Source organism: Spirochaeta cellobiosiphila DSM 17781, from assembly GCF_000426705.1.
Lineage (GTDB): Bacteria > Spirochaetota > Spirochaetia > DSM-17781 > DSM-17781 > Spirochaeta_E > Spirochaeta_E cellobiosiphila.
Map to the genome: position 1 here is coordinate 482,718 of NZ_KE384554.1, position 22,450 is coordinate 505,167.

General features: G+C 36.7%; 21 protein-coding genes and 1 pseudogene. 4 read left to right on the forward strand and 18 right to left on the reverse strand.

The annotated features are described in order from the left end of the window. Positions 1-8: 8 nt before the first annotated feature. From K345_RS0109045 to K345_RS0109095, 11 genes are all read right to left on the reverse strand, one after another. On the reverse strand, positions 9-791 hold the full coding sequence (locus tag K345_RS0109045; protein WP_028973887.1) for an ABC transporter permease: 783 nt from the start codon (positions 789-791) through the stop codon (positions 9-11). Further along, entirely contained in the window at positions 791-1,660 is an 870-nt protein-coding gene (locus K345_RS20440; RefSeq protein WP_037571677.1) for an ABC transporter permease, read from the reverse strand. Before K345_RS20440 ends, K345_RS0109045 begins: the two co-directional genes overlap by 1 nt. After that, positions 1,657-2,757, reverse strand: a complete 1,101-nt coding sequence (locus K345_RS20445) for an ABC transporter ATP-binding protein (RefSeq protein ID WP_053228179.1) — start codon at positions 2,755-2,757, stop codon at positions 1,657-1,659. Before K345_RS20445 ends, K345_RS20440 begins: the two co-directional genes overlap by 4 nt. A gap of 306 nt (positions 2,758-3,063) precedes the next feature. Further along, on the reverse strand, positions 3,064-3,915 hold the full coding sequence (locus tag K345_RS0109060; protein WP_028973888.1) for a MerR family transcriptional regulator: 852 nt from the start codon (positions 3,913-3,915) through the stop codon (positions 3,064-3,066). 49 nt (positions 3,916-3,964) lie between these two features. Beyond that, entirely contained in the window at positions 3,965-5,668 is a 1,704-nt protein-coding gene (locus K345_RS0109065; RefSeq protein WP_028973889.1) for an allophanate hydrolase, read from the reverse strand. Between the two features lie 23 nt (positions 5,669-5,691). Beyond that, complete coding sequence (gene uca, locus K345_RS0109070; protein ID WP_028973890.1) at positions 5,692-9,303, reverse strand: urea carboxylase; 3,612 nt, start codon at positions 9,301-9,303, stop codon at positions 5,692-5,694. A gap of 4 nt (positions 9,304-9,307) precedes the next feature. Next, positions 9,308-9,958 carry an urea amidolyase associated protein UAAP2 gene (locus tag K345_RS0109075; RefSeq protein WP_028973891.1) on the reverse strand — a complete coding sequence of 217 codons (651 nt, stop codon included), beginning with the start codon at positions 9,956-9,958 and terminating at the stop codon, positions 9,308-9,310. 24 nt (positions 9,959-9,982) lie between these two features. After that, positions 9,983-10,702 (reverse strand): urea amidolyase associated protein UAAP1, encoded by a 720-nt coding sequence (locus K345_RS0109080; protein WP_028973892.1) that lies wholly within the window; start codon positions 10,700-10,702, stop codon positions 9,983-9,985. A 181-nt stretch (positions 10,703-10,883) separates the two neighbouring features. Continuing rightward, entirely contained in the window at positions 10,884-11,642 is a 759-nt protein-coding gene (locus K345_RS0109085) for a helix-turn-helix transcriptional regulator (protein WP_028973893.1), read from the reverse strand. Positions 11,643-12,700: 1,058 nt separating this feature from the next. Further along, on the reverse strand, positions 12,701-13,060 hold the full coding sequence (locus K345_RS0109090) for a hypothetical protein (RefSeq protein WP_211227857.1): 360 nt from the start codon (positions 13,058-13,060) through the stop codon (positions 12,701-12,703). 95 nt (positions 13,061-13,155) lie between these two features. After that, on the reverse strand, positions 13,156-13,506 hold the full coding sequence (locus tag K345_RS0109095) for a hypothetical protein (RefSeq protein WP_028973895.1): 351 nt from the start codon (positions 13,504-13,506) through the stop codon (positions 13,156-13,158). A 444-nt stretch (positions 13,507-13,950) separates the two neighbouring features. Between K345_RS0109095 and K345_RS0109110 the strand changes: the two genes are divergently transcribed. Beyond that, positions 13,951-15,039 (forward strand): RCC1 domain-containing protein, encoded by a 1,089-nt coding sequence (locus K345_RS0109110; protein WP_028973896.1) that lies wholly within the window; start codon positions 13,951-13,953, stop codon positions 15,037-15,039. Positions 15,040-15,080: 41 nt separating this feature from the next. On the opposite strand, the gene K345_RS0109115 is transcribed toward K345_RS0109110, so the two are convergent. After that, complete coding sequence (locus tag K345_RS0109115) at positions 15,081-15,614, reverse strand: GNAT family N-acetyltransferase (protein ID WP_028973897.1); 534 nt, start codon at positions 15,612-15,614, stop codon at positions 15,081-15,083. A 590-nt stretch (positions 15,615-16,204) separates the two neighbouring features. On the opposite strand from K345_RS0109115, the gene K345_RS23470 reads away from it, so the two are divergent. After that, the gene (locus tag K345_RS23470) at positions 16,205-16,345 is read left to right on the forward strand and encodes a hypothetical protein (protein ID WP_211227858.1); all 141 of its coding nucleotides are present in this window, start codon (positions 16,205-16,207) and stop codon (positions 16,343-16,345) included. 69 nt (positions 16,346-16,414) lie between these two features. Further along, the gene (locus tag K345_RS0109120) at positions 16,415-17,041 is read left to right on the forward strand and encodes a hypothetical protein (protein ID WP_028973898.1); all 627 of its coding nucleotides are present in this window, start codon (positions 16,415-16,417) and stop codon (positions 17,039-17,041) included. A gap of 462 nt (positions 17,042-17,503) precedes the next feature. Here the strand turns inward: K345_RS0109120 and K345_RS0109125 are convergent, their stop codons facing one another. The 6 genes and pseudogenes from K345_RS0109125 to K345_RS20460 all read right to left on the reverse strand — a co-directional run bounded on the left by K345_RS0109125 (position 17,504) and on the right by K345_RS20460 (position 21,052). After that, entirely contained in the window at positions 17,504-18,760 is a 1,257-nt protein-coding gene (locus tag K345_RS0109125; protein ID WP_028973899.1) for an MFS transporter, read from the reverse strand. Positions 18,761-18,767: 7 nt separating this feature from the next. Next, complete coding sequence (locus K345_RS23865; protein WP_028973900.1) at positions 18,768-19,112, reverse strand: SPASM domain-containing protein; 345 nt, start codon at positions 19,110-19,112, stop codon at positions 18,768-18,770. Positions 19,113-19,147: 35 nt separating this feature from the next. Further along, a pseudogene (locus K345_RS23870) lies at positions 19,148-19,348 on the reverse strand (IS3 family transposase); the annotation flags it as partial. A 15-nt stretch (positions 19,349-19,363) separates the two neighbouring features. Beyond that, a complete protein-coding gene (locus tag K345_RS23875) occupies positions 19,364-19,579 on the reverse strand; it encodes a hypothetical protein (protein WP_028973901.1) in 216 nt (71 codons plus the stop codon). 420 nt (positions 19,580-19,999) lie between these two features. Beyond that, entirely contained in the window at positions 20,000-20,125 is a 126-nt protein-coding gene (locus K345_RS23880) for a hypothetical protein (RefSeq protein WP_425423287.1), read from the reverse strand. 453 nt (positions 20,126-20,578) lie between these two features. Further along, positions 20,579-21,052 carry an RrF2 family transcriptional regulator gene (locus K345_RS20460; protein WP_053228180.1) on the reverse strand — a complete coding sequence of 158 codons (474 nt, stop codon included), beginning with the start codon at positions 21,050-21,052 and terminating at the stop codon, positions 20,579-20,581. Between the two features lie 128 nt (positions 21,053-21,180). On the opposite strand from K345_RS20460, the gene K345_RS0109150 reads away from it, so the two are divergent. Continuing rightward, positions 21,181-22,266, forward strand: a complete 1,086-nt coding sequence (locus K345_RS0109150) for an NADH:flavin oxidoreductase (RefSeq protein ID WP_028973902.1) — start codon at positions 21,181-21,183, stop codon at positions 22,264-22,266. The last annotated feature ends 184 nt before the right edge of the window (positions 22,267-22,450 follow it).

Sequence of the window (22,450 nt, forward strand, 5' to 3'; positions counted from 1 at the left end):
AAATTTCATCAGTAATCTTTCTTGCTTCTTCGCTGTAAGAGCTGTGCTGCTATTCCAAGACATACGGTTGAAACAATCATTAAGCTACTCAACGCATTTAGTGTTGGCTTGATTCCCATCTTCATCTGGCCAAAAATGTACATGGAAAGGGTACCGTCTTTCGGACCTGCCACAAAAAAGGTTGTCAATACATCTTCTAAGGAAAATGTAAAAGCCAATAATCCTCCTGATAACATGGCAGGCATAATGATAGGTAACATTACCTTCGTAATCACTTGAAACTGGTTACACCCAAGATCATAAGCCGCTTCCTCTATAGATTTATCAAACCCGTATAAAGCAACTTTCGTTGTATTAAACGTAACGGGGGTACAAAACGTTACATGGGCAATGATAATGGTCACCTTACTAAGGGGAATCCCGAAAATATCATAAAGTGCCAACATGGATACCCCAAGGAGCATGGCCGGTACAATGGTTGGCAAGAAAAGGAAAGAATCCAAATATTTCTTAAATCTAAAATTATGTTTATAAAATCCAATGGCTCCGAAAGCTCCTAGTAATACAGATATAAACGTACTTACAAAGGAAACTATCATCGTATTTTTAAACGCCCTAAACACATCACTCTGGGTCAACAGCTCTTGGTACCACCTCAAAGTAAATCCGCTCCATCCGATATCTAGTTCCGAATTATTAAAGGAATAAACAACCATTGTCACAATTGGTATGTAAAGAAGAGCTAGAAAGCAAACCACATAAAAAATAGAAATCAGCTTATTTCCCTTCATTAGTTTTCCTCCTGTCTTACACTAGACACTTTGTTATCCAACAGAATGATCAGTGAGCTAAACAACATAATGGCTACTGCCAATGCTGATCCAAAAGGCCAGTTTTTTGATATGGAAAATTGATTTGAAATAACATTTCCAATAATCATCATTTTTCCTCCGCCAAGGGCATCGGGAACATAAAAGTTAAACATAGAAGGGACAAAAACCAGGACAACACCACCCATAATCCCAGGCAGACTTAAAGGGAAAATTACCTGTGTAAAAAGCTGAAAAGAAGAGGCTCCAAGATCTCTTCCAGCTTCTAATATGGACGAGTCAATCTTTTGAAGACTTGAATACAAGGGCATAACCATTAGGGGGAGCAAACTGTAAATCAATCCAAAATAGACCGCAAATGGTGTGTACAAAATTTGCAAAGGCTCTGTAATCAATCCTATGTGCATTAGAAGACTGTTGATGACTCCATTTGCCGATGAAACATTCATTATTGCGTATATCCGTAGTAATCCGTTTGTCCAAAATGGGATAATAATGCCCATCAACATAAATTGTTGAATTTTTTTACCGGCTCTAGCAGCAATATAGGCATAAGGATAAGCAATCAATATAACAAGAAAGGTGACAACAAAAGCCATCAATATGGTTCTGTAAATAACCGTCATATACACCGGACGAATGAGTGTCTGATACGCTTTCAGGGTAAAATCATACACAATATTTCCAAATTCATTTCTGGATGAAAAGCTAACAACAAGAATGTAGATAAAAGGAAACAGGAAGAAGATTGTTGTCCACAATCCCATGGGACCAATTGTAAGAAGCATTGAGCCTAGGGATTGTTTTTTATTTTTTTCATTTTCCTTCATCCATTCACCCCACTTTCATCATGTACGAAGATACAATGGGCTTTCTTCCAGCATATTTTTATTTGAGCTTTATCAAGAGGTCTTTGGTTATCGTGGGTAAAACAATTTAATTTAATTGGGACATTATCTTTGGTATGAAACATATGTCTTAGGATATTACCGACGTAAATTGATTCATCATAAATAACGTCCAAAACATTGTAGTTTTCAAGATTATCAATATTAGATGCAAAGCGTAAATTTTCCGGTCTAATGGATACATAAACCTCAGACCCAACTAAATAACGTTTTTTCATATTGGAAGCAATTTTCACCCCGTTAAAATCTACAACGGAATAGTTTTCATTATTCTCTAGAACAGTACCTTTCAGTAGATTAGTTTCCCCTATAAAGTCCGCTGCGAATTTCGTTCTTGGCTTTTCATAGATGTCAACAACATTACCAATTTGCTCTATATTGCCTTTATTCATAATGGCAATCCTGTCAGAGATAGTTAAAGCCTCTTCCTGATCATGGGTAACATAAACAAAAGTGATTCTCAGCTCTTTTTGCAGATGTTTGAGTTCTAACTGCATGTCCTTGCGAAGTTTTAAATCAAGAGCACCAAGGGGTTCATCTAACAATAGAACTTTTGGTTCATTAACCAGTGATCTGGCAATCGCTACTCTTTGTTTTTGACCACCACTTAACTTTGAAGGCTTTTTGTTGACATGCTCTTCGAGTTTAATCATCTGAATCATTCGATCAACTTTTTTTGCTATTACATCTTTTGGTAATTTTTTTTGTTTAAGTCCAAATGCGATGTTTTCACGAATTGTCAAATGGGGAAAAAGTGCATAATTTTGAAATACCGTATTAACATCTCTATGATTTGGAGGTAGTGTCTCACAGTTTTTACCGTCAATGATAATTTCTCCTAGACTTGGATCTTCGAACCCTGCAAGCATACGAAGTGTTGTTGTCTTTCCGCATCCGGATGGTCCAAGAAGGGTAAGAAATTCTCCTTCTTTTACCGTAAGGCTAATGTTATTAACCGCTGTCATATCACCAAACATCTTCGTTACTCTAAGTAATTCAATCATGTTATTCTCTTCCATTTCCATACCCCCTTTAACCAGTATTAACCATACAAAATGTCTTTGTATAGACACTCTGTCATATAGAAACTAGCTGCTTCTCTCTATACGAAAAAAGAAGAATAATTCCATAGCTCAGGCCATATTGAATAAATAATCAACTAATTTAAGCTACACTTAATCTTTTATACATCTTTGTGTTACACAAATGTCAACACTTATTTTTTGTTTTTTTAGACAGGTTTAAGTCTCTAGATTTGGTAAGCTTTACACTTAAATAAAGAAAGGCATGAGTAATGTAATAGGAAATGTAACTAGAAATAATGACTAGGATTGTCCAGAAGATTCTGACAATGTACGAATAGGGACTTGATAAAGAAAACATCTTTCTTTCTCAATGCTCGTTATGGAAATGTCAATAATATTGATTTCAATGATATCACCGATAATTTCATACTCTTCTTTTTTAAGCCAATCCCTGATATATCGGTAGGCATCACAATTATATTGGAATGATCCATGACCTAAACCACATAAGTAATCACCTTCTGGTATTTCATAAATATTATTGATATGCCTTTTGCACTTTTCAACAGGTAAATAAGGCATTCGGCTAAATCTTGCCCTCTTTGGATCAAAAAAAGAGTCTTTACTTATCATTCCACATACCAAATCACTAGCAAACAGAGGAGCAGTATCTTTCAAATACTGCTCCAAATTCATGACATTGAATAGATAGGGATCCCGCCCCTCTGTATATTCCCCTAAAGTAACCACTAAGCGTTTCTTCAAATGTCTCACCTGTGCTTCATTGACTTCCACGGGATGATTGATCTTATCGATATATTCCAGTTTTTCCTGTATGGTCTTTAATAATCGTTTCTTTTCACGAATCTCTTTTTTAAGCTCATTTTCTTTTTCTGTAAGCAACTGATAAGATCGTTTAAGATCACGATTCTCCATATATTCTTTTATTTCTGGTAGGGACATTCCAAGATTTCTCAACTCCAAAATCGTTCCGATTTCTTCACATTGAGAACAAGAGTAGTACCTATAATTAGTTTTCGGATCGACTAATTTGGCCTTGAGAAGGCCAATTCTATCATAATGCCTAAGAGTTTCAGTCGTAATCCCTTTTATTTTGCTTAATTCTGTAATACTTATTCGATTATTCTTCATTGTATCAGCACTCCCTTTGACACAATGTCAGCCTATGGCATCCATTTGATTAAATAGTATATATTCCTTTGGCAGTCATATCTTCCCCTGTCTCTGAAGCATAGACTTCTCCCAGGAATCCAGCAACCACACTCCCGTCGTTCATCTCAACAGATCCAATAGACAATGGAGCAGGTACTTGTTTCATAAAGGCACCGAAACAGTGTAAGGGCAAGCTGTAAACATCAACAGCAATACTTCCACCACCTTTTCCAACTTTTATGATTCCTGGTTTTTTCGGAACCGTATTAAATTCATACAATTTATATTTTGCCGCCGTCATTGCATGCTCTTTAAACTCTGCTCCTAACTCTAACAACTGATATTCTAAAGGGTAACCCTGTTTATGCAAACCGCATACGACAAGATCAATGGTTTCGGTCTTTTCAAAGGCTTCTGCAGCAGAAATGATCATACCTTCATTTTGTGCCAAGCTAAAAATGGTTATTCCAAAGGGAGTCTGATCGCCAACACAGGCGGGCACATTTACAGCACACAAATCCAAGAGATTGCAATGATTTGTATATAATCCCAGCTGACTATTTGTCTCTATAGGATTTTCCCTTACCTGTTGACGTGTAAACGTTCCGCCTATGGTAGGCATTATCAATACACTTTCATCAAGAATAGATTTCACTTGATGCTTGTATTCTTGGAGTGTATGTATAGCTTCAAAAACTTTAGCCGCCGTATATTTTTCTTGACTTCCGCTTCGTAAAATCCGTTCCGTAACGGGAAAAAGCTGTTCAGGATTCTTCTGGACAAAGTCACCAAGATCTTTCCAACGCTCAGCTACCCATGGTCCATCATACAAAATGGCCGCCGCTTGAGAAAAGGGACTATAATCAATATATTCAACCTTAAGGTTCATTTTATTAATACGATTAAGGGCCTTTCTCCATGCTGAACGATATTCCTCTTGGTAATCACCGAAAAATTCCGGTTCTTCCTTAGGTAGTAATACTTTTTTCGGTTTTTTAATTGATCTTTCACCGTAATCTTTCGACCAACAGCAGCCCTCATCAACCCCTCTGGCATATGTATCCACTGTAACAGCATCATCCAATGAGTTTGCCATTACGGTTACACAATCAAGACTGGCACAGGCAGGAACCACACCCTTTGTGGACCATGCACCCAATGCTGGTTTATACCCAACCAATTTATTAAGCGCCGCAGGAACACGCCCTGAGCCGGCTGTATCCGTCCCCAATGAAAAGGCAGCCATTCCAAGTGCCACAACTACGGCAGACCCGGAACTAGAACCGCCACTGATCAATTCAGGATTAATGGCATTCCTGACTTCACCATAAGGACTTCTTGTTCCAACTAATCCGGTTGCAAACTGATCCAGATTTGTTTTACCTACGGGAATAGCTCCCATGGCGATTAATTTTTTTACTACCGTCGCATGTTCTACCGGATCATAAGAGTAGGCGGAACATCCGGCGGTTGTGGGAATACCTTTCAAATCTATATTGTCTTTAATAGCAAAGGGTATTCCCCATAAGGGGTATTCTTCAGAGGCTTTTTCCGGAAGTCCCTCAATATATTTCATCATACTATCCACATCAGGATTCGTAATCCAAACATTATAATCAGCATACTTTGCTGCTCGTTTCATGATTTCTTTTACAACCAATTCAGGAGTCAAATTGCCGCTTTTGTATCCATCCTGCAAATATTTAAAGGTCAATTTTTTTGGAAAAAACATACTTCTCCTCCTTTTGTATACATCTATTTCATAATAAGTACAGGTTGACCACTTTGAACGGTATCACCACACTCAACCAAAATTTCTTCAATTACACCAGCTCGATCAGCTGTCATAATAAACTCCATCTTCATGCTCTCAAGAGTTATAATTTCATCTCCCTTTTCAATACGTTCTCCGGCTTTCGCATGAATCGTCCATATGCTTCCGGGCATATCCGTGTTGATAGTATGGGCATTGCTTGAAGTAATTCGCTTATCCTTTTCCTTCGTCTGCATTGTTACAAAACTATCAAGACCTTTCTTCTTCCAGTCTTCCTTTTCCTTCCTAAAGGCCTCTTGCTGTTGCTCTTTGAAAGCTTCAATAGAGATTTTCTCTTTTTCGAAAAATTCCTTATATGCTTTCATGCTAAATGTTGTATGCTCAACTTTAGGAGAAAATCTGCCCCTCAGAAAATCATGCCTTAATTCCAGTATTTCTTCTGCACTAACGGGATAAAAACGTATCTGATCAAAAAAATCCAATAGCCATGGTTTTGATTGATTAAAATAATCCGTCTCCTGTAGCAAATTCCACATTTGAATAGTTCTGCCAACAAACTGGTATCCACCAGGGCCTTCCATACCATACACACAGAGATAAGCACCACCAATTCCAACGGCATTTTCCGGCGTCCAGGGTCGGGCTGGATTGTATTTCGTCGTTACCAACCGGTGCCTTGGATCAATCGGTGTTGCCACAGGAGCTCCCAGATAAACATCACCAAGTCCCAGAACCATATAGGAAGCTTCAAAGATAATATTTTGCACAGCTTCTATGCTTTCCATCCCATTAATTCGACGGATAAATTCTGGATTACTCGGGCACCAGGGGGCATTGGGGCGAACGGTTTCCTGATATCGTTTTGTTGCTATGATTGTTTGAGGGTCATTCCATGATAAGGGCAGATAAATTATGCGAGATGGCACTTCGACTTCTGAAACATCTTCAAGCTCTCTATTCAATGCGATGATTTTTTTGGCCATTTCACCCACAGCAATCTGTCTACTGTCAAAACTAATTTGTAGGCTCCGAATTCCGGGAGTGATATTTAAAAGTGGCAAGTCAAACTTCTGAAGGGCTTCCATAAGCATATGAACTTGAAGCCGCAATCCAAAATCTAGTTCCATTGGACCGTATTCTACGAGTATGGCCTCTTCACCACTTAATCGAATCAAAATATCTGTGTTTCTATAATTGTCTTTTTCTAGAATGGCATAATGGGACAAGGACTGAGCCTCATTACTTGGAAAAGATTCTGGTATAGGTTTATCAAATTTGTTACCACAAATCTGATGTTCCGTTTGCTCCCGGATCCAAGCGGCCTCTTCCAATGTGACAAGCTTAAAACGTACCCTATCACCGGGTCTTAGCTGTCCTAATTTCCATAAATCGCCCTTTGCCATCGTCACCGGGCATACAAATCCTCCTAAACTTGGTCCATCCGGTCCGAGCAAAACTGCCTGATCGCCCGTAAGATCTAATGCACCCACCACATAGGGGTTATCATGAATATTGGAGGGATGAAGACCTGCTTCCCCACCATCTTCCCTGGTCCACTTCGGCAGAGATCCATTTAAACGTATCCCCGTTCGGGCGCTGTTGGAATCAACAACGAATTCCTGTTCTCTTAATTCTTGAAGATACTCGGGCTTCAGATATTCTTCTGTTGGCTGAGGTCCAGGAATAACCGCCAGTGCCCATGTGTCACCAATCAAAGGTATAGGCTGGAACTCAGCTTTCAATGTGGCGGATTTTTTTTCATCTGTTAGGCTTTCTACATGGTTAAGCCTAAGAATATCACCACTTCTTAAGGCACGACCATTGTGTCCACCAAATCGTCCATCAGTAAAGGTCGCACTGCTTCCAAAAATCTTCGGTACATCAAATCCCCCCTTAATCAGAAGATAAGACCGCATTCCTTTTTCACAAGATCCCAAACGGAGAATCTGACCTTTCTTACCTTGAATCACCTGATACATCGGAATTGACTCATCCTCCAATGTAGGATGCATATCTGCACCGGTAATGCAAAAATCGACGGATGTTCTTAATCTGAATTGGCCTCCTTTGAGGGTCATTTCAATACCGGAAGCTCCTTCCGGATTATCAAGCAATTTATTACCCATTCTAAAACTCAGGGAATCCATTGGCCCGCAAGGGGGTAAGCCCACATGCCAATACCCCTCCATTCCGGGATAATCTTGAATCGTACTTTGAACACCACCATCCAATACTTCAAGGGACAATTCCTTTGGTTTGAAGTTATTTAATAACTGTGTATGAATATTCCCAGATCTGAAGGCTTCCCCTTTCATAACAGCACTCAAATACAACAAATTATTGGCCGATCCATAAATTCTTGTGGCTTCAAGAGCCCTATCCATTTTAGTTACAGCTAGATTTCTATATTCATCATGGACAATGATCTTGGCAAGCATAGAATCATATTTGGTCGATAACTCAATACCCTTTTTGATCCATGTTTCAACACGACATTCATTTGAAAAGAAGACTTCATCTATTTTACCTGAACTAGGTCGAAAATCATTCCAGGCATCTTCCCCATAGAGACGAGCCTCAATGGCATGCCCCTTCGGCTTATACTCTTTCTTCAACAAGTCACCCATTTCACCAGCAGCTTCCCGAATCATCCATTCGACCAAATCGATGTTATAGACTTCTTCCGTGATTCCATGTTCTACCTGAAGTCTTGTATTCACCTCAAGGAAATAATATTTCTTCCTATGAGTGTCATATAAAAATTCTACTGTCCCGGCATTTTTATAGTTCATGGCCTCCATCAGTCTAACGGCTGAATCATGCATCCTTTCTCTTACCTCATCTGGTATAAACGGTGCGGGACATTCCTCAATCACTTTCTGATTTCTTCTTTGCAAAGAACAATCCCGATCCCCTAGGGCAACCACGTTGCCTTTGCCATCACCAAACACCTGAACCTCAACATGTCGTGCATTGAAAATATACTTTTCAATAAACACACCTTCATGGGCAAAATATTGGCCTGCCATTCTTTTTGTTGATTCAAATACATGTAAAAGCATTTTCTCATCATGGCAAACCTGTATACCGATTCCCCCACCGCCTGCGGTACTTTTTATCATGACGGGATAACCTATCTTAGCTGCCATAGAGCTGGCATCTTCTATAGTTTCCAGCATTCTTGTACCTGATAACAGTGGTACTTGGTGTTTTTCAGCCAAAGCTCTTGCTTCGTGCTTTAATCCAAACAACCTTATGTGTTCCGGTCTTGGACCGATGAACGCCATACCATGGGATTCACATTCTTCGGCGAATTCAACGTTTTCACTCAAAAAACCATATCCCGGATGAATAGCATCCACCCCTGCCTTCAAGGCTTTTTCTAAAATCAGAGCCCTATTCAAATAGGTTTCTTTTACTGTTCCCTTCCCGATAAAGAGGGCCTGATCCGCACCAGACACATGTAAACTGTCCTGATCCTCTTCTGTATAAAGGGCTACACTTTTAATTCCCATCTTTTTCAAAGTTCTTTCGATTCGGACAGCTATAGCACCTCTATTGGCAATTAGAACTTTTTTTATCGCCTTGCCCATAAGCTTAGGCTTCCCAAATAAGCAGGCGCACCGGTGTTGGATTGTAAGCATTACAGGGATTATTCAACTGTGGACAGTTGCTGATCAGCACCATAACATCTTTTAATGCTTCCATTTCGACATACTTTCCAGGGGCAGATACGCCATCATCGAACTTGAGTCCCCCCTCTTTTGTAACAGGAACATTCATAAAAAAGTTAATATTGGGAGCCAAATCACGTTTGTTCAATCCATTCATATTATTTGCCAACTGCTGCATAAAATTGTCTCTGCAATTATGCATATGTTCTTTTTCCAGGGCATAGCGTACTTTATTGCTCTGAGATGAGCATGCTCCGCCCAATGTGTCATGACGACCTGTCATATCAGCTGTGATCGTAAGCAAAGGTTCTCCTGATTCCGCTCTAAGGATAGTTCCTGTTGTTAAATAAATATTTTTTTGAGCCACAATTGTTTTTATTGCACTGTAATGATCTTCGGGAGTTTCCAAATCATAAAAAGTAGTATCTACGGCTTGATTTCCTTCCATATCAAGGATCATAAACCGCTGTCCTTCTTTTAGCTCATGCATCCATCCTTTTCCTGCTTCCAAAACTCCATCATATATAGCATCTTCTAACTTTAAAGTACTTTTCTTTTCAACCAATCCAAACATAATCTGTTCTCCTTTACTAACTAACTAGAGCCCTAACAAATTGTAATATTCCCAAGTATTTTCAAAGGCCCGGAAATTTTCACTGCGATGAGTCACGCAGACATCGTTTAAATCCACCGGCGGTGCATCGTATACTTCAACATCAACCTCGACGGCAGGATATTCTTTAGATTCATTCAATGAATTTGGTGTATTTGATAGAACGATTAAAATATCCATTTCTGTTCTGAGGGTTACAGTTGCCCCTTCTTGGCAGTGATTCGCATCAAAATGCATGCTTCCGTCTTCTTCAACAAATACTTTTGAGAAAAGATTTACACAGGGAACCATATCCCGCATACCCATGTTGTTTCTAACCAATTCTATTTTGAAATTTTCATCCCCGCTTCGGTACCAGTCATTTCCCATTTTTTGGTAAGTCGTTACCCCGTATTTTTCATCTACTTCTTGTCGAGAAATATGACCACTGATAGTGTCATGCCATCCTAAACTGTCTTGCACAAAACTGGCTAAAACACGACCATTGTCACTCATCAGGACATTACCTGTTGTTAAATGTGACGTATATTGTGCTTTGAGTGTATCGGGCATATTATATCTTTCAGAGGTATCCCTCATGTTGTAAAGCAGCATTGATACGTTCGCTTGGCTGCCCAATGCCTTAAATCGAACATATTTCCCTCTACCAATAAGACCAGACCATTTTTCTCCCGGTTTCAGTGTCTTTTTCCATATCTTTTGCATCCTTAGAACCACCTTTTATGTTTATTCAACCTATCTGGATAATAAAATGCAGTAGTACATTTTTGGGAGTGAAGGCTTTGTATTCAAATAAGTTACTTAAACGATAAGAGAAATCTGGTGTGGGGAACAATTATCAGGAAGGTTGACTTAGTTTTTCAAGAATAGAACTTAAGTAGTAGTATTAATAATCTGTTTTTATCAATTCTGCCAACAGTTGGGTTCGGCTGCAAACTTCGATTTTGTTATATATATTATACATATGTTTTTTAACGGTTGATAAACTAATACCCAAGAGGTCTTCGATTTCGCTATTTGATCGCCCTTCACGCACTAAAGCCACGACTTCCTGTTCCCGTTTTGAGAGCTGATACTGTTCATAAAAGGAATTAAGCTTCAATGAATGTTTGCGTTCTTGTTTTAATGTCAATTTATAGAGGATATTTTCCAAATGCAGGGCCAGTTCATCCAAAATTGTCATTTCGCGATCCGTAAAATTACCCATTTCACCACTTCGAAACAGATTAATTATTCCAATCAATCGACTGTTTTTGAATAATACGATTCCACAGCCATAGGGGATATTCTCCGCTCTTAGGAAGCCTTTGTAGAAGTCCGTATTTTTTCGGATGTTTTCTTCAAGAATATCCGTATCCCGAAATGTCGCCGTATTCAAAATGAATTCAAATATCAAATTCAGATAATCAATATCATAAAAACTTTTCAGATACTTTTCCTGGACCTTTTTATCCATATTTACAAATCTGGATCGCATCATATCAATATTGTTTTCATCGTCATAGACAAAATAGAATCCCTGGGTATGGGGCACCAAAACACGAAACATTTTGAACAATCTATCGGTCAACACTTCAATCTGCTCAATGGAATAGAGTTCCAATAATATCTGATTTATATTTTTCCAGTCGTTTTCACTGAGCATACCCTTACTCTCCTGTTAGACAATCTTATTATATGTTTCGTTTTTTGACCTCATCTGTCAATAAAGGTTTTCCATATAGGAGTCTTTACTTAAGTAGTCAGTATAGATTATTTGAAGACACAGAGGGAAATCGCTCTGGAAATCCTCACAAATAACTCTATTATGACATCTGCCGGTATTCAACAAAGAAACGATTAGACTGTCTTATTCAATCTGAAGAAATTATTTGCATAGTAAAGGGACTTTACACTTCCCCCCAATATATACAGAGGAAGCTGATTTCCGAAAACTACAACTCTCCCTGTAAAAGCGATCACATTCTCAGGCAAACCCTACGCTGAAGGAATTGAAACACATAAAATCGAGAACGTTAACATTATGGTTGATTCCATACCCAAAACTACTGCCGATTGTTTCAAGTACTGAAATAAAATAGGATTTGATGTTGCTATGGAAGCTCTAAAAGATGTTCCCCAAAATAAGAGAGCTACTGAGTAGATCATGTTATGCGCCCCAATATTATTGCATGAAGGACTACTTCGCTTCAGTACTTTCCCGACTGCTAAACTACAGCCGCATCCAGAAAGAATTATGTTCTTAAGGGTGCTTATCTCCTAACTATAACGTTGGAAAACCAGACCTATAGATCCAGATGAGATATTGATTTTCTAAAAAATGGCAATTCCAATCAAGATGAAATAAGAGAATCCCTGAAACAAATATGCTCAATCCAGTATCCCAAAGAGGCGGTTCAGTTCAATACTGATTCAATATTACGTCAGGAGATACAGAAACAAAACAATTATCATGGACAAAGAGCAAAGATTCCATCTCTATGGGAACTTATTGAAACGGTCATTGCAAAAACAATGGAATGCCTTCGTATCAAAGTTGAGCAATAAAAACTCAAATCTTGAATTGGTGGATGTTATAAGGGATATAATCTATGTTTTACATAGGTATCCTGGATACCATTGAATCAGAATTAAATCATTAGAATCTTCTTTCAAATATTCTCTTATCTATCCATTATTGGAAGTATTACAATCTAGTTTAACTTAATCCCACCAATTAAATAATCCTTCTCCTTCTATTTTAGGTTTCCAATATTTTATATCATTTTGTAAGTTACTATATTTGTTGGTAAAAGTACTATTTAACTCTTCGCCCAGATGAGGTCTTATATTATAATTTTTAATTAATAGCTCTGATATTTTTTTACAATTAGTAAAATTCAATTTATGTTCATTCTCTGAAAAATAATCACTATATGCCCAATGATTATCACGGGAACATAGTATAAATAAATCTGTATTATAATTTTTAACACGTGCAACATGAAAATTTGGTGTGATATCTGCTTCGAACAGATCTACAACTGTATAATTAAGAGCTTGGCAAATATCAAATATGATCATTTTAAAATTTTTGAACATTATTTCCATTTTTCCAAATGTACCTTACTCAACTCCAAAATCCCCAATTCCATTCACAAGGTATCAGCAGATTATGATTAACTTTCCTTAGGCCATACATGATAGTATCCCTCTGGAGCTCCTTCATGCCAAGACATATAGCCAGCCTGCCAATCCAGAGCATGTTCTATTTGCTCAATTGTTATGTTCAGTGTTTGAGCACAAAGCCTAATAATAGTATCCCTATCCAGATGAGTTTCAAATTTACTTTTCCCAATTGCTACAAGAGATGCTACCAAGTCACTGCTTGGATCATTTTTTGAATGCCAACCAGCTGTAGTTTTAAGTATGGATTTAAAATCATCTTCATCAAATTTATAATGAACGCCACCAAGAGTGACAACAGCATCTTTGTTGAAAAATGACAAACCATCTTCCTGTCCTTCCATTTACGATATTCCTTACCTGCCATGGACGGCAGAATATTCTAGATTTAAAACGTTATCGGAATATATGAAGCTATTCCTTCCATTATTCTACCACAAAAAATTATTTGACAAAAGAAAATTTAGTAGACCTTGATCGACTACATTTTCAGGTACAGTTTTTTCGAAAATTCCTTTGACAGAAAATATAACTTTTCCTATCATTCATACCCTATACCTTAGCCAAGAACAAAATCGAACTTCCTAGAGACAAAACCGGACGTCATCCTGACAGGAAATCAGGAAATGATTCAATTCCGGGAGCTGTACGAAAATTGCCAAACTACTGATAGAGTACGTAAAGGATGAGAATAAAGGGAAAAGGTAAATCAGATTCGGAGCCTGAGCATTGTGAGCCCAAAGACTTCCTGGTTATTTCAAATAAAACAAATAAAGGACGATTATGGTATGAGTAAAATCTTATTAACTATTTTCAGCATTTCTATCCTTATCAGCTGCAATAATAAAATGGAAACATATGACATGGTTTCCTGTGGCAATGGCTATACGATGGGGATAAAAAGTGACAGTACCCTTTGGGCATCAGGAGTCAATCAATTTGGACAGCTTGGTGACGGAACAAATGAGACTAAAATCAGTTTCACCCAAATTACGGACAATGTCAAAAGTGTGTCTAGCGGTGGTGGTTATACAATGATAATTAAAAACGACAACTCCCTTTGGGCTTCGGGATATAACAAATATGGGCAGCTGGGAGATGGTACAAATGAAGACAAAAACAGTTTCATCAAAGTCATGGATCGTGTTAAAAAAGTGTCTTGCCTTAATGGTTTCACAATGATTATCAGAGAAGATAACTCCCTATGGGCCTCAGGTAATAATGAATATGGGCAGCTGGGAGACGGAACAAATACCAATAAAAACAGTTTCATCAAAATTATGGATAACGTCAAAAGCGTATCCTCCGGCGGTAATCATACGATGGTCATTAAAAATGATAACTCTCTATTGGCATCTGGATATAATGAATGGGGTCAGTTAGGGGATGGTACAAAAGTAAACCGTAATAGTTTCATCAAAGTCGGAACCAATATTAAAAGCGTTTCCTGCGGTTGGAATCATACGATGATTATAGCCAATGACAGCAATACCCTTTTGGCAGCAGGATATAATTATTATGGTCAACTTGGAATTAAAACCGATGTTACTGTAAATCCAAACGGTTTTGTCGCTGCGATGGAAGATGTTGAAAACGTTTTTTGCAATAGCAACTACACCATGGTCATTAAAAAGGATTCAACACTTTTGGCAGCGGGAAGCAACGACTATAGACAGCTTAGTTCTGACTCAAACAAGTATATAAAAACCTATATCAAGGTTATGAACAATGTGGAAAATGTTTCCTGCGGATTCACTCATACAATTATCACAAAACACAACGGATCTCTATGGGGGACAGGGGATAATAATTATGGAGAATTCGGTAACGGACTATATCACGCCAAGCCCTTTCTTACACGAATTGAAAAACTATAATTCCTTCCCTAGCGGAGCCGTATATTGGCTGTTAGATGAAATTAGCTTTTTCTTAGGATGTGTGACCAAAGATTATGGTCGTAGTATTTCCCCCGAAACAAATATTGATCTCTGAGAATCCCTTCAAGTTGAAAATCATTGGATTCTAAAAGTTTATTTGATGCTATATTCTTTATGGCTACACTTGCATACATTCTATGAATTAAAAGATCTTTTGATCCATATTTAATGATACAATTTAGGGCCTCAGTCATATAACCTTTTTGTGTATAAGTTTCTGAGAGATCATAACCGATTTCTGCAGAATTATTTTGAGAGTCATATCGATGAAATCCAATAGTACCAATTGGATTAGAATCTTCCTTATGTAGAATACACCAACGAATATGATTTGAATTTAGATCAATACACCAATCAAGAATTTCTTGAGCTTCTCTTTCATTTTCAGGAGGCTCGTTATCGTATAAATACTTTGATACAAACGAATCCTTGAAATGTTTAAAAATAAATTCTAAATCGGATTGCTCAAATCTTCTGAGGATAAGTCTTTGTGTTTCAAGTTTTTGGTATTTCATTTCTCAGTCCTAAAAAAAAGTTTCAGAAAAAGCTAATTTCATCTGACGTTCTGCGAATAGCTGAAGTTGCTTCGGTACCCTTGTGGGGCTTGATAAAAGCTGGGAGAAGTATAACATACTTTTCCCGGCTTTTATCCAAGAAGCAATTTGGGTGAAGCGAAGCGGAACCGCATATTCGCTGTTATGTGCTGGACAAAGCGCCGGTTTAGAACAAATTTCACGCCCCCTCTTCAGCCAGAAGCAAAGGACGTGCGTAAGCTGTTCTTTTAATATCCATTAATCAATGACTGTCTGTATTTAGATAGGCGTATGAATTGAAATAATTGGTGTGGTTCTGAAATGAGAGTTATTGCAATAATTTAAGATTTGGCTGAGATCAAGAGAATCCTGAAACACCTGGAGTGGATTAGTTTCTCGTTTTTTGTACAATACAGGGAGCACAATGCTCTGCGAATGAAGAAAATTGCAGATATACAGTCAGATGGACTGATGAATCAACAGTAGTTAACTGTTTGTTGGAACAAAATCACAGTAAGCGGCTGATTTTTCTGATTTTTATCCTGATTCTGCCACATTACACGAAATTTTGATTGACAGAATTTATCGCTTTTCCTACTCTTAAATATTCAGAAACACCAAAAAGAGAGTTGACAGAGGCTGATAAAGAATTACAATCAAAATCGGACTATCAGGGTTATTTAGTCTACGGACTCAAAGAAGAAGTGATATGAATAAACATATTCCTAAAAACGTCACAGATAAAGATATTATTGAAGGAATGTCGGGTAAAATTATTAATTATGGAAATCCGCAGAATAATTAAACATGACTTTGTAGGAGCTTCAATACCCTTTGACTTAAGAGAAAATCTTAAAGAATTTGCGAATTTCTTGGGTGAAAAATATGAAGTAGAGCTTACACATGATTATACAATTAGTGAGAATAAAAAATATCAAGCTGAATATTATTCTTTGATTCTTTTTAGCTTAAATCTTATTGGTAGTGAATTTGATAGATATTACTTTATCACAGTTTCTTATAGATTTGAGCACCTTAAAGAAGAAGCAGAAAAATATATTGAAAATTTCTTTAATGTTTTTTCTTTTCAGGAGTTAATCCAACAAATAGATTATAAAAAACCATATACTATTGCTCGTTTAGTGAACGGGACACATTCAGGTTTTGAGGTTAATCCTGAAATACATAAGATAGTTGAAAAAGCTCTTTTAAGCACAGAAGACCCCGATTTTATTGAAACAATTTTAGTCGAACTTCAATTCTCAAACTATATCTTACCTTTGAAAGAAGTTTTTGCTGAAATTGAAAAAAAAGTGAAAGATGAGAATGTTCAGTTTATGTTATCAATTACAAATTCAAATATTGAGGATTTGGAAGAGCAGGATTATAGGGAAGAGGAAGACGAATAGTTTTGCTATTTGTTAATTTAAGCTATAAAATCCTCCCCTGCTTTATGGACCATTACATCTTCCTAATTGAGATATCCATACCATCATTTAAAAAATCATCAAGCCAAGCTTGAACTTCTAATTGTTTCAAATCATTCTCTCTACAGATATCTGAAAGACTAGTTCTGATTTCTTCTTTGCTGTCTATCTAGCTGCTTTTTCTAATGCCATATCTTTTACCACCTTAAGTTATTGTAGATGGTATATAATAAAAGGAGATCGCTATATCTCTGCAAGATATTCTCCCTTCTTTGGTAATTTATGTGGTAATAGAGGTCCAAGAAAGTATATCTTGTTTTTATTTATACTACTATGTTTTTCTTTGCTTTATTTCCAGTTGTTGCACTTCAGATTTGAATTCGGGCTACAAAAAAAGAATACTAACAACTACTTCTAGCAGTTTAATTCATCAAATAAAAATAATTAGGATTCATAAATAATATCGTCTTCTTCATTTTCAATGACTATTGATTTCAAAGTTTTGGATTTAAATACAAAAGCCAAGCATAAAAGAATAATAAAAATGATTGAACCAACTGCTAGTAATGAAAAATCATGATCAATTAATTTTGAATAAAAATATAAATATATAGGATTTAAACAAAGTATAAAAATATCCAACAATGATAAAACTGCAGGACGATTAGGTGATGGTATAAGCTTCATCAAATATCCATGAAACGGCTGAGTAAAAGTATCTGAAAAATAAAATATGAATATAGCCAAAATAGGAAGTCTTAAGGGAAAGCATTTTAATCCAGATAAACCTACAAAAGATATAGCTAATCCAATTAGTGCGATTTTATAGGACTTAGAAATATGTTTACGAAAAAAACTTATACTAAGTAGTAAAGAAGCACTCAAAAGTTGTCCTAATATTGCCACAATCTGAATCAAGGAATAAGATAATCCGAACTCATATCCGATTGAATTCGAAGCTGTAAATATAAATAAATCAATAACAGTAGAAGGAATATTTAGAATCAATAATAATAAAGAAAATAGTTTAATAAATGGCGTTTTCCAAATTATTTTAAACCCTTCTTTATATATTGTAATGAAATCTGAAAAAAACTTTTTTTTCTTAGATTGAGTTGTATAGAAGTTATATTCTATTGTAAAAATTAGAATAGATGAAAATAAAAAAGAGAATGAATCTATAATTAATACTGATTTTAAAGGTAATAATAAATGCATGATTCCGTAACATAATATTCCAATTATCTTGATGGACTTTATTGAAATATTGATAATTGATTCACCTTTTATTAGTTGTTCAGAGGTTAATATATCTGCAGTAACACAATTTTCAGATAATGAGTATAGAGAGTCAAAAACTGATGTTATAATTAGCGAGATATAAATCATTAATTCAAAATTGCCTGCATTAATGAAAAGAGCTAAAAGTATAAGAACTGTAAAACGTGCTAGATCAGAAAAAATCATTAAATATTTTCTGTTAACTTTTGTTGCGATATATCCAAATAATAGATTACTAAGAACACTTCCTATTTCTTTAGAAATGAATCCATAAGCTACAGATAAAACACTATCTGTTTTTAAGTAAATACCAGTTAAAATTGTAGTTGTAAATAAAATATCACCAAAATAAGAAATGACATTAGCAGACCATAGTTTCCAGAAATTACTCGGTAATTTAATTATATTATTATTTTTCAATTATTTCCTACTCTATATCATGAAGAATTTGCTCAAATATTCCATTTATGAATTTTTTATTACTTTCACAAAAGTAATGTCGATCAGTTACTAATTTGTTATTCCAAAGATTATCAGCTTTACAACCTCCTAAACAGACAAATTTAAGTTGACAATTATTACATTCACTCTTTGTTATTATATTTGCTTTAGTAAATTCGTCTTTCTTGGATTTTAGCATAATAGTTTTCAATTCATCATCAAGGATATTTCCCAGTTTTGAATCATTTCTTACACTATTTACACATGGACAAACTGAACCATCAGGCTGTATGCAAATTGAGTTTAATCCCCCTCCACAGGTAGTGTCCACTGAATCATTTCCATAGAGTGGTATGGGAACCCCAGTTAAGAAACTTTTTCCACGAAAATAGATTTCCTAAATTCAACAGGTGTCATGTAGTTTAATGATCCAGGAAATCTCATATTATTGTACCAATTTACATAGTCCATATGTTTAGTACGTAACTCCCATAAGTCATCAGACCTTTCATTATGTATAAACTCAGCTTTAATGACCTTGAAGGTAGCTTCCGCAACAGCATTGTCATAAGGAGATCCTTTTCAACTTAGAGATCTGTCGACACTGAAAGTCTTTAATAAATCATCAATAGCTTTATTCTTAAACTCACGACCTCTATCAGAATGAAATATCTGGATTTTGTCTATTGGATGATTTATAGTAGCAAATGCTTTTAATACTGGTTTGGTATCTTTATTCTCTCCACAAGAATAACCAATAATTTCTCTATCAAAGTTTCTATTTACGATATTCTGCACCTTTCACTATTAACATCCGAAGAGGGCTTTTTGTACTTCTTGATAGTATAATTGGACACTAGGGAGTACTTTTTCATTATTCCAGCTATTCTTCTTCTAGATACTTGTAATTCCCTCCTTCCTAATCCTTCCTTTATTTTTCTGGTTCAATAAGCTTTTCTGCTAGAGTTAAATATCTCAATAATAAGATCCTCTAGCTCACTGTAAGCAGCCTTTGGACTAACTTTTCTATATGTTTAATAGCTTACACATGACCGCTGATGCTGTACTTATGTGCATTATCTTTAATTATTTGCGATTGCTTTAAAATATCAACTTCCATCTTTAAGTGAGCATTCTCTTGTTTAAGCCTAATCAACTCATTGTCTTCATCACTACGATTGTCTTTAGCCTTGAAAGAGCCAGTTGTCTTGATTTCTTCTACCCACTCTTACTTATCGAAGATCTAGCGACATTATGCTCAGTTACAATTTCTGTTGGTCTTTTACCATTAGTTATTAGTTCTACTATCTGTTTCTTGAACTCGTCTGTATATCTTTTTGACATAATTACTCCTAAAATATTATACATAATCATGTCCGAGAAAAAACTGTTCCTAAAAGTGTAGCCGATCTACACCATCCTTTAAAATCAACTGTCCAAACATCCTTAGGACCAGTTATCTCGTAGTTGTTATTTATGTGATATTCATTAAAGACACCTCGCCGCTTTCGTTCTATGACAAAGCCAGAGTTTTTCAAAACTCTTTTTACACTACTTAAAGAGACGACTTATTTACCGTGTCTTAAATAGAGAGAATGAATCTTCTTTGGACCCCAAAGACATATTTTTAAGAATGAGTAAACAATATAAGTGCACCCCTGACTCCAATGCTTTCAGTGACCAGAGTCAGGTTAATGCTATTCTATTGTACGGATAGTTCAGTTCGCAATCAGGACTCCAGGGAAGAAGACAGAAGTATAAGTTTAAATCCTTTCTTTTTCAGGGATATCGTCCTGGCTAATGTGGTTGATCGAAAGCCTCGGGTGTACAAGTTGAGCTATTATGTTTTTCCTCAAGTCTATTTTCGAAGTCCTGTGCTAGGTCTTCAACACTAATATGAGAAAATTGCTCAAAAAGACGAGCTTCAGCTTCCTTAAGTGAAGAATCAATTTGAGCATCTACAGCTTTTTCAACTAAACATTCTGAAGGCTCAGCATTAGAACCTATGTTGAAGAGAGGAGGTGCCCCAACGGCCTGATAAACATCATACAAAGAGATTTCAGTAAGAGGTTGTGTAAGCTTCCACCCTCCCCCATGTCCTTTCTCAGATGCAACAATTCCTCTTTGGCGTAAACCTCCCATCAACCGTCGAACGACAACTGGGTTTGTGGAAATCATTTTAGAGATCTGCTCTGAAGTCACCGTCTCCACATGGCGATCCATGTGGATCAAAACATGGAGCATACGAGACATACGAATGTCGCGACGCATATATAGTTTCCTTTAGTGTAATAATTAATAAATTTTAATATACAACATATAAATTATATTGTCTTGACAATACATATTAAGTCTCGTAACTTATGAAGTATCATGAAATGATTAAGAGGTTTAATACTATGAATGATAAACATAATGACGATAAACTTTTCAGCCCACTTGAGTTAAAGCGAGGGCCTCAGATTCGCAATCGATTCGTCTTTGCTCCAATGACGAATACTCTAAGTTTTACAGATGGAACTCTATCAGAGGAAGAATTTAACTGGCTGACAATGCGAGCCAAAGGTCTATTCGGTCTTGTAACGACCTGTGCTAGCCACATTTCAGCCACCGGCAAAGCCTTTGCCGGTCAGTTAGGCTGTTTCGATGATCAACATATTCCAAGCCTCGAACGTTTAGCCTCAGGGTTAAAATCACATGGAGCGGTTTCTTCTTTACAACTTCAACATCGTGGTATTCGTTCACTAATAAAGGGTGATGATCTCGTTGGGCCTTCAGCAGATGCAGAAACGGGAGCTAGAGCTCTAAGGGATTCAGAAATTGAAACTATAATTGAAGAATTTGCCACAGCCGCTCATCGTGCTGATCTTGCTGGCTTTGATGGTGTACAAATTCACGGAGGGCATGGCTACCTCATTGCTCAATTTCTTTCTCCAGAATTAAATAGACGTACCGATCGTTGGGGGGGATCACCTAAAAATAGAGCCAGGTTTCTTTTTGAAATACTTCACCGTATCCGTGCTATGTGCAGGGAGGATTTCCAGATTGGAGTACGAATTTCAACAGAGCGATTTGGGTTGCTATTGGGGGACATGATTAACTTGGCTGCCCAACTCTTCTTAGATGGTGATATGGATTATCTAGATCTTTCATTATGGGAGATTACCAAGGAACCAGAAGACTCTACCTATAAAGGGAGGACTTTGATGTCTCTTTTCACAGAACTGGATAGGGGAAATTGTGCACTCGGTGTAGCAGGAGGGATCATGTCCGCAGCCAGAGCTGAATGGGCTCTTTCGGAAGGCGTGGACTATGTAACTATTGGTAAGGCGGGAATCTTAGCCCATGACTTCCCTCAACGCATTAAGAATGACCCTTTTTATCTTTCACCTTACCTACCTATCTCAGAAGAGGATTTACGAAAAGAAGGTGTAGGAGATGCTTTCATTGATTACCTAAGAGGGCAGCGGAACTTTATAAAGTGATAAGAATGTCACCCTCAAGTGACTAGAAAGCGTTTGGAATTCATTAAGGGAACACCTTTGATGACTGCATTAAGAATATTACTGAATATTTTCACATCCATCTGGATCTCAATAAAAGACACCCTATTTACAGAGAAGTAGTTCGTTTAAATGGAAACTGATCTGTCTCTGTATACCTCGAGTT

Excerpts from the sequence above, each read along its gene's own strand:
- K345_RS0109045 (WP_028973887.1), bottom strand. The coding sequence starts at position 791 with ATGAAGGGAAATAAGCTGATTTCTATTTTTTATGTGGTTTGCTTTCTA.
- K345_RS20440 (WP_037571677.1), bottom strand. The coding sequence starts at position 1,660 with ATGAAGGAAAATGAAAAAAATAAAAAACAATCCCTAGGCTCAATGCTT.
- K345_RS20445 (WP_053228179.1), bottom strand. The coding sequence starts at position 2,757 with ATGGAAGAGAATAACATGATTGAATTACTTAGAGTAACGAAGATGTTT.
- K345_RS0109060 (WP_028973888.1), bottom strand. The coding sequence starts at position 3,915 with ATGAAGAATAATCGAATAAGTATTACAGAATTAAGCAAAATAAAAGGG.
- K345_RS0109065 (WP_028973889.1), bottom strand. The coding sequence starts at position 5,668 with ATGTTTTTTCCAAAAAAATTGACCTTTAAATATTTGCAGGATGGATAC.
- uca (WP_028973890.1), bottom strand. The coding sequence starts at position 9,303 with ATGGGCAAGGCGATAAAAAAAGTTCTAATTGCCAATAGAGGTGCTATA.
- K345_RS0109075 (WP_028973891.1), bottom strand. The coding sequence starts at position 9,958 with ATGTTTGGATTGGTTGAAAAGAAAAGTACTTTAAAGTTAGAAGATGCT.
- K345_RS0109080 (WP_028973892.1), bottom strand. The coding sequence starts at position 10,702 with ATGCAAAAGATATGGAAAAAGACACTGAAACCGGGAGAAAAATGGTCT.
- K345_RS0109085 (WP_028973893.1), bottom strand. The coding sequence starts at position 11,642 with ATGCTCAGTGAAAACGACTGGAAAAATATAAATCAGATATTATTGGAA.
- K345_RS0109090 (WP_211227857.1), bottom strand. The coding sequence starts at position 13,060 with ATGATCATATTTGATATTTGCCAAGCTCTTAATTATACAGTTGTAGAT.
- K345_RS0109095 (WP_028973895.1), bottom strand. The coding sequence starts at position 13,506 with ATGGAAGGACAGGAAGATGGTTTGTCATTTTTCAACAAAGATGCTGTT.
- K345_RS0109110 (WP_028973896.1), top strand. The coding sequence starts at position 13,951 with ATGAGTAAAATCTTATTAACTATTTTCAGCATTTCTATCCTTATCAGC.
- K345_RS0109115 (WP_028973897.1), bottom strand. The coding sequence starts at position 15,614 with ATGAAATACCAAAAACTTGAAACACAAAGACTTATCCTCAGAAGATTT.
- K345_RS0109120 (WP_028973898.1), top strand. The coding sequence starts at position 16,415 with ATGGAAATCCGCAGAATAATTAAACATGACTTTGTAGGAGCTTCAATA.
- K345_RS23880 (WP_425423287.1), bottom strand. The coding sequence starts at position 20,125 with ATGTCAAAAAGATATACAGACGAGTTCAAGAAACAGATAGTAGAACTA.
- K345_RS20460 (WP_053228180.1), bottom strand. The coding sequence starts at position 21,052 with ATGCGTCGCGACATTCGTATGTCTCGTATGCTCCATGTTTTGATCCAC.
- K345_RS0109150 (WP_028973902.1), top strand. The coding sequence starts at position 21,181 with ATGAATGATAAACATAATGACGATAAACTTTTCAGCCCACTTGAGTTA.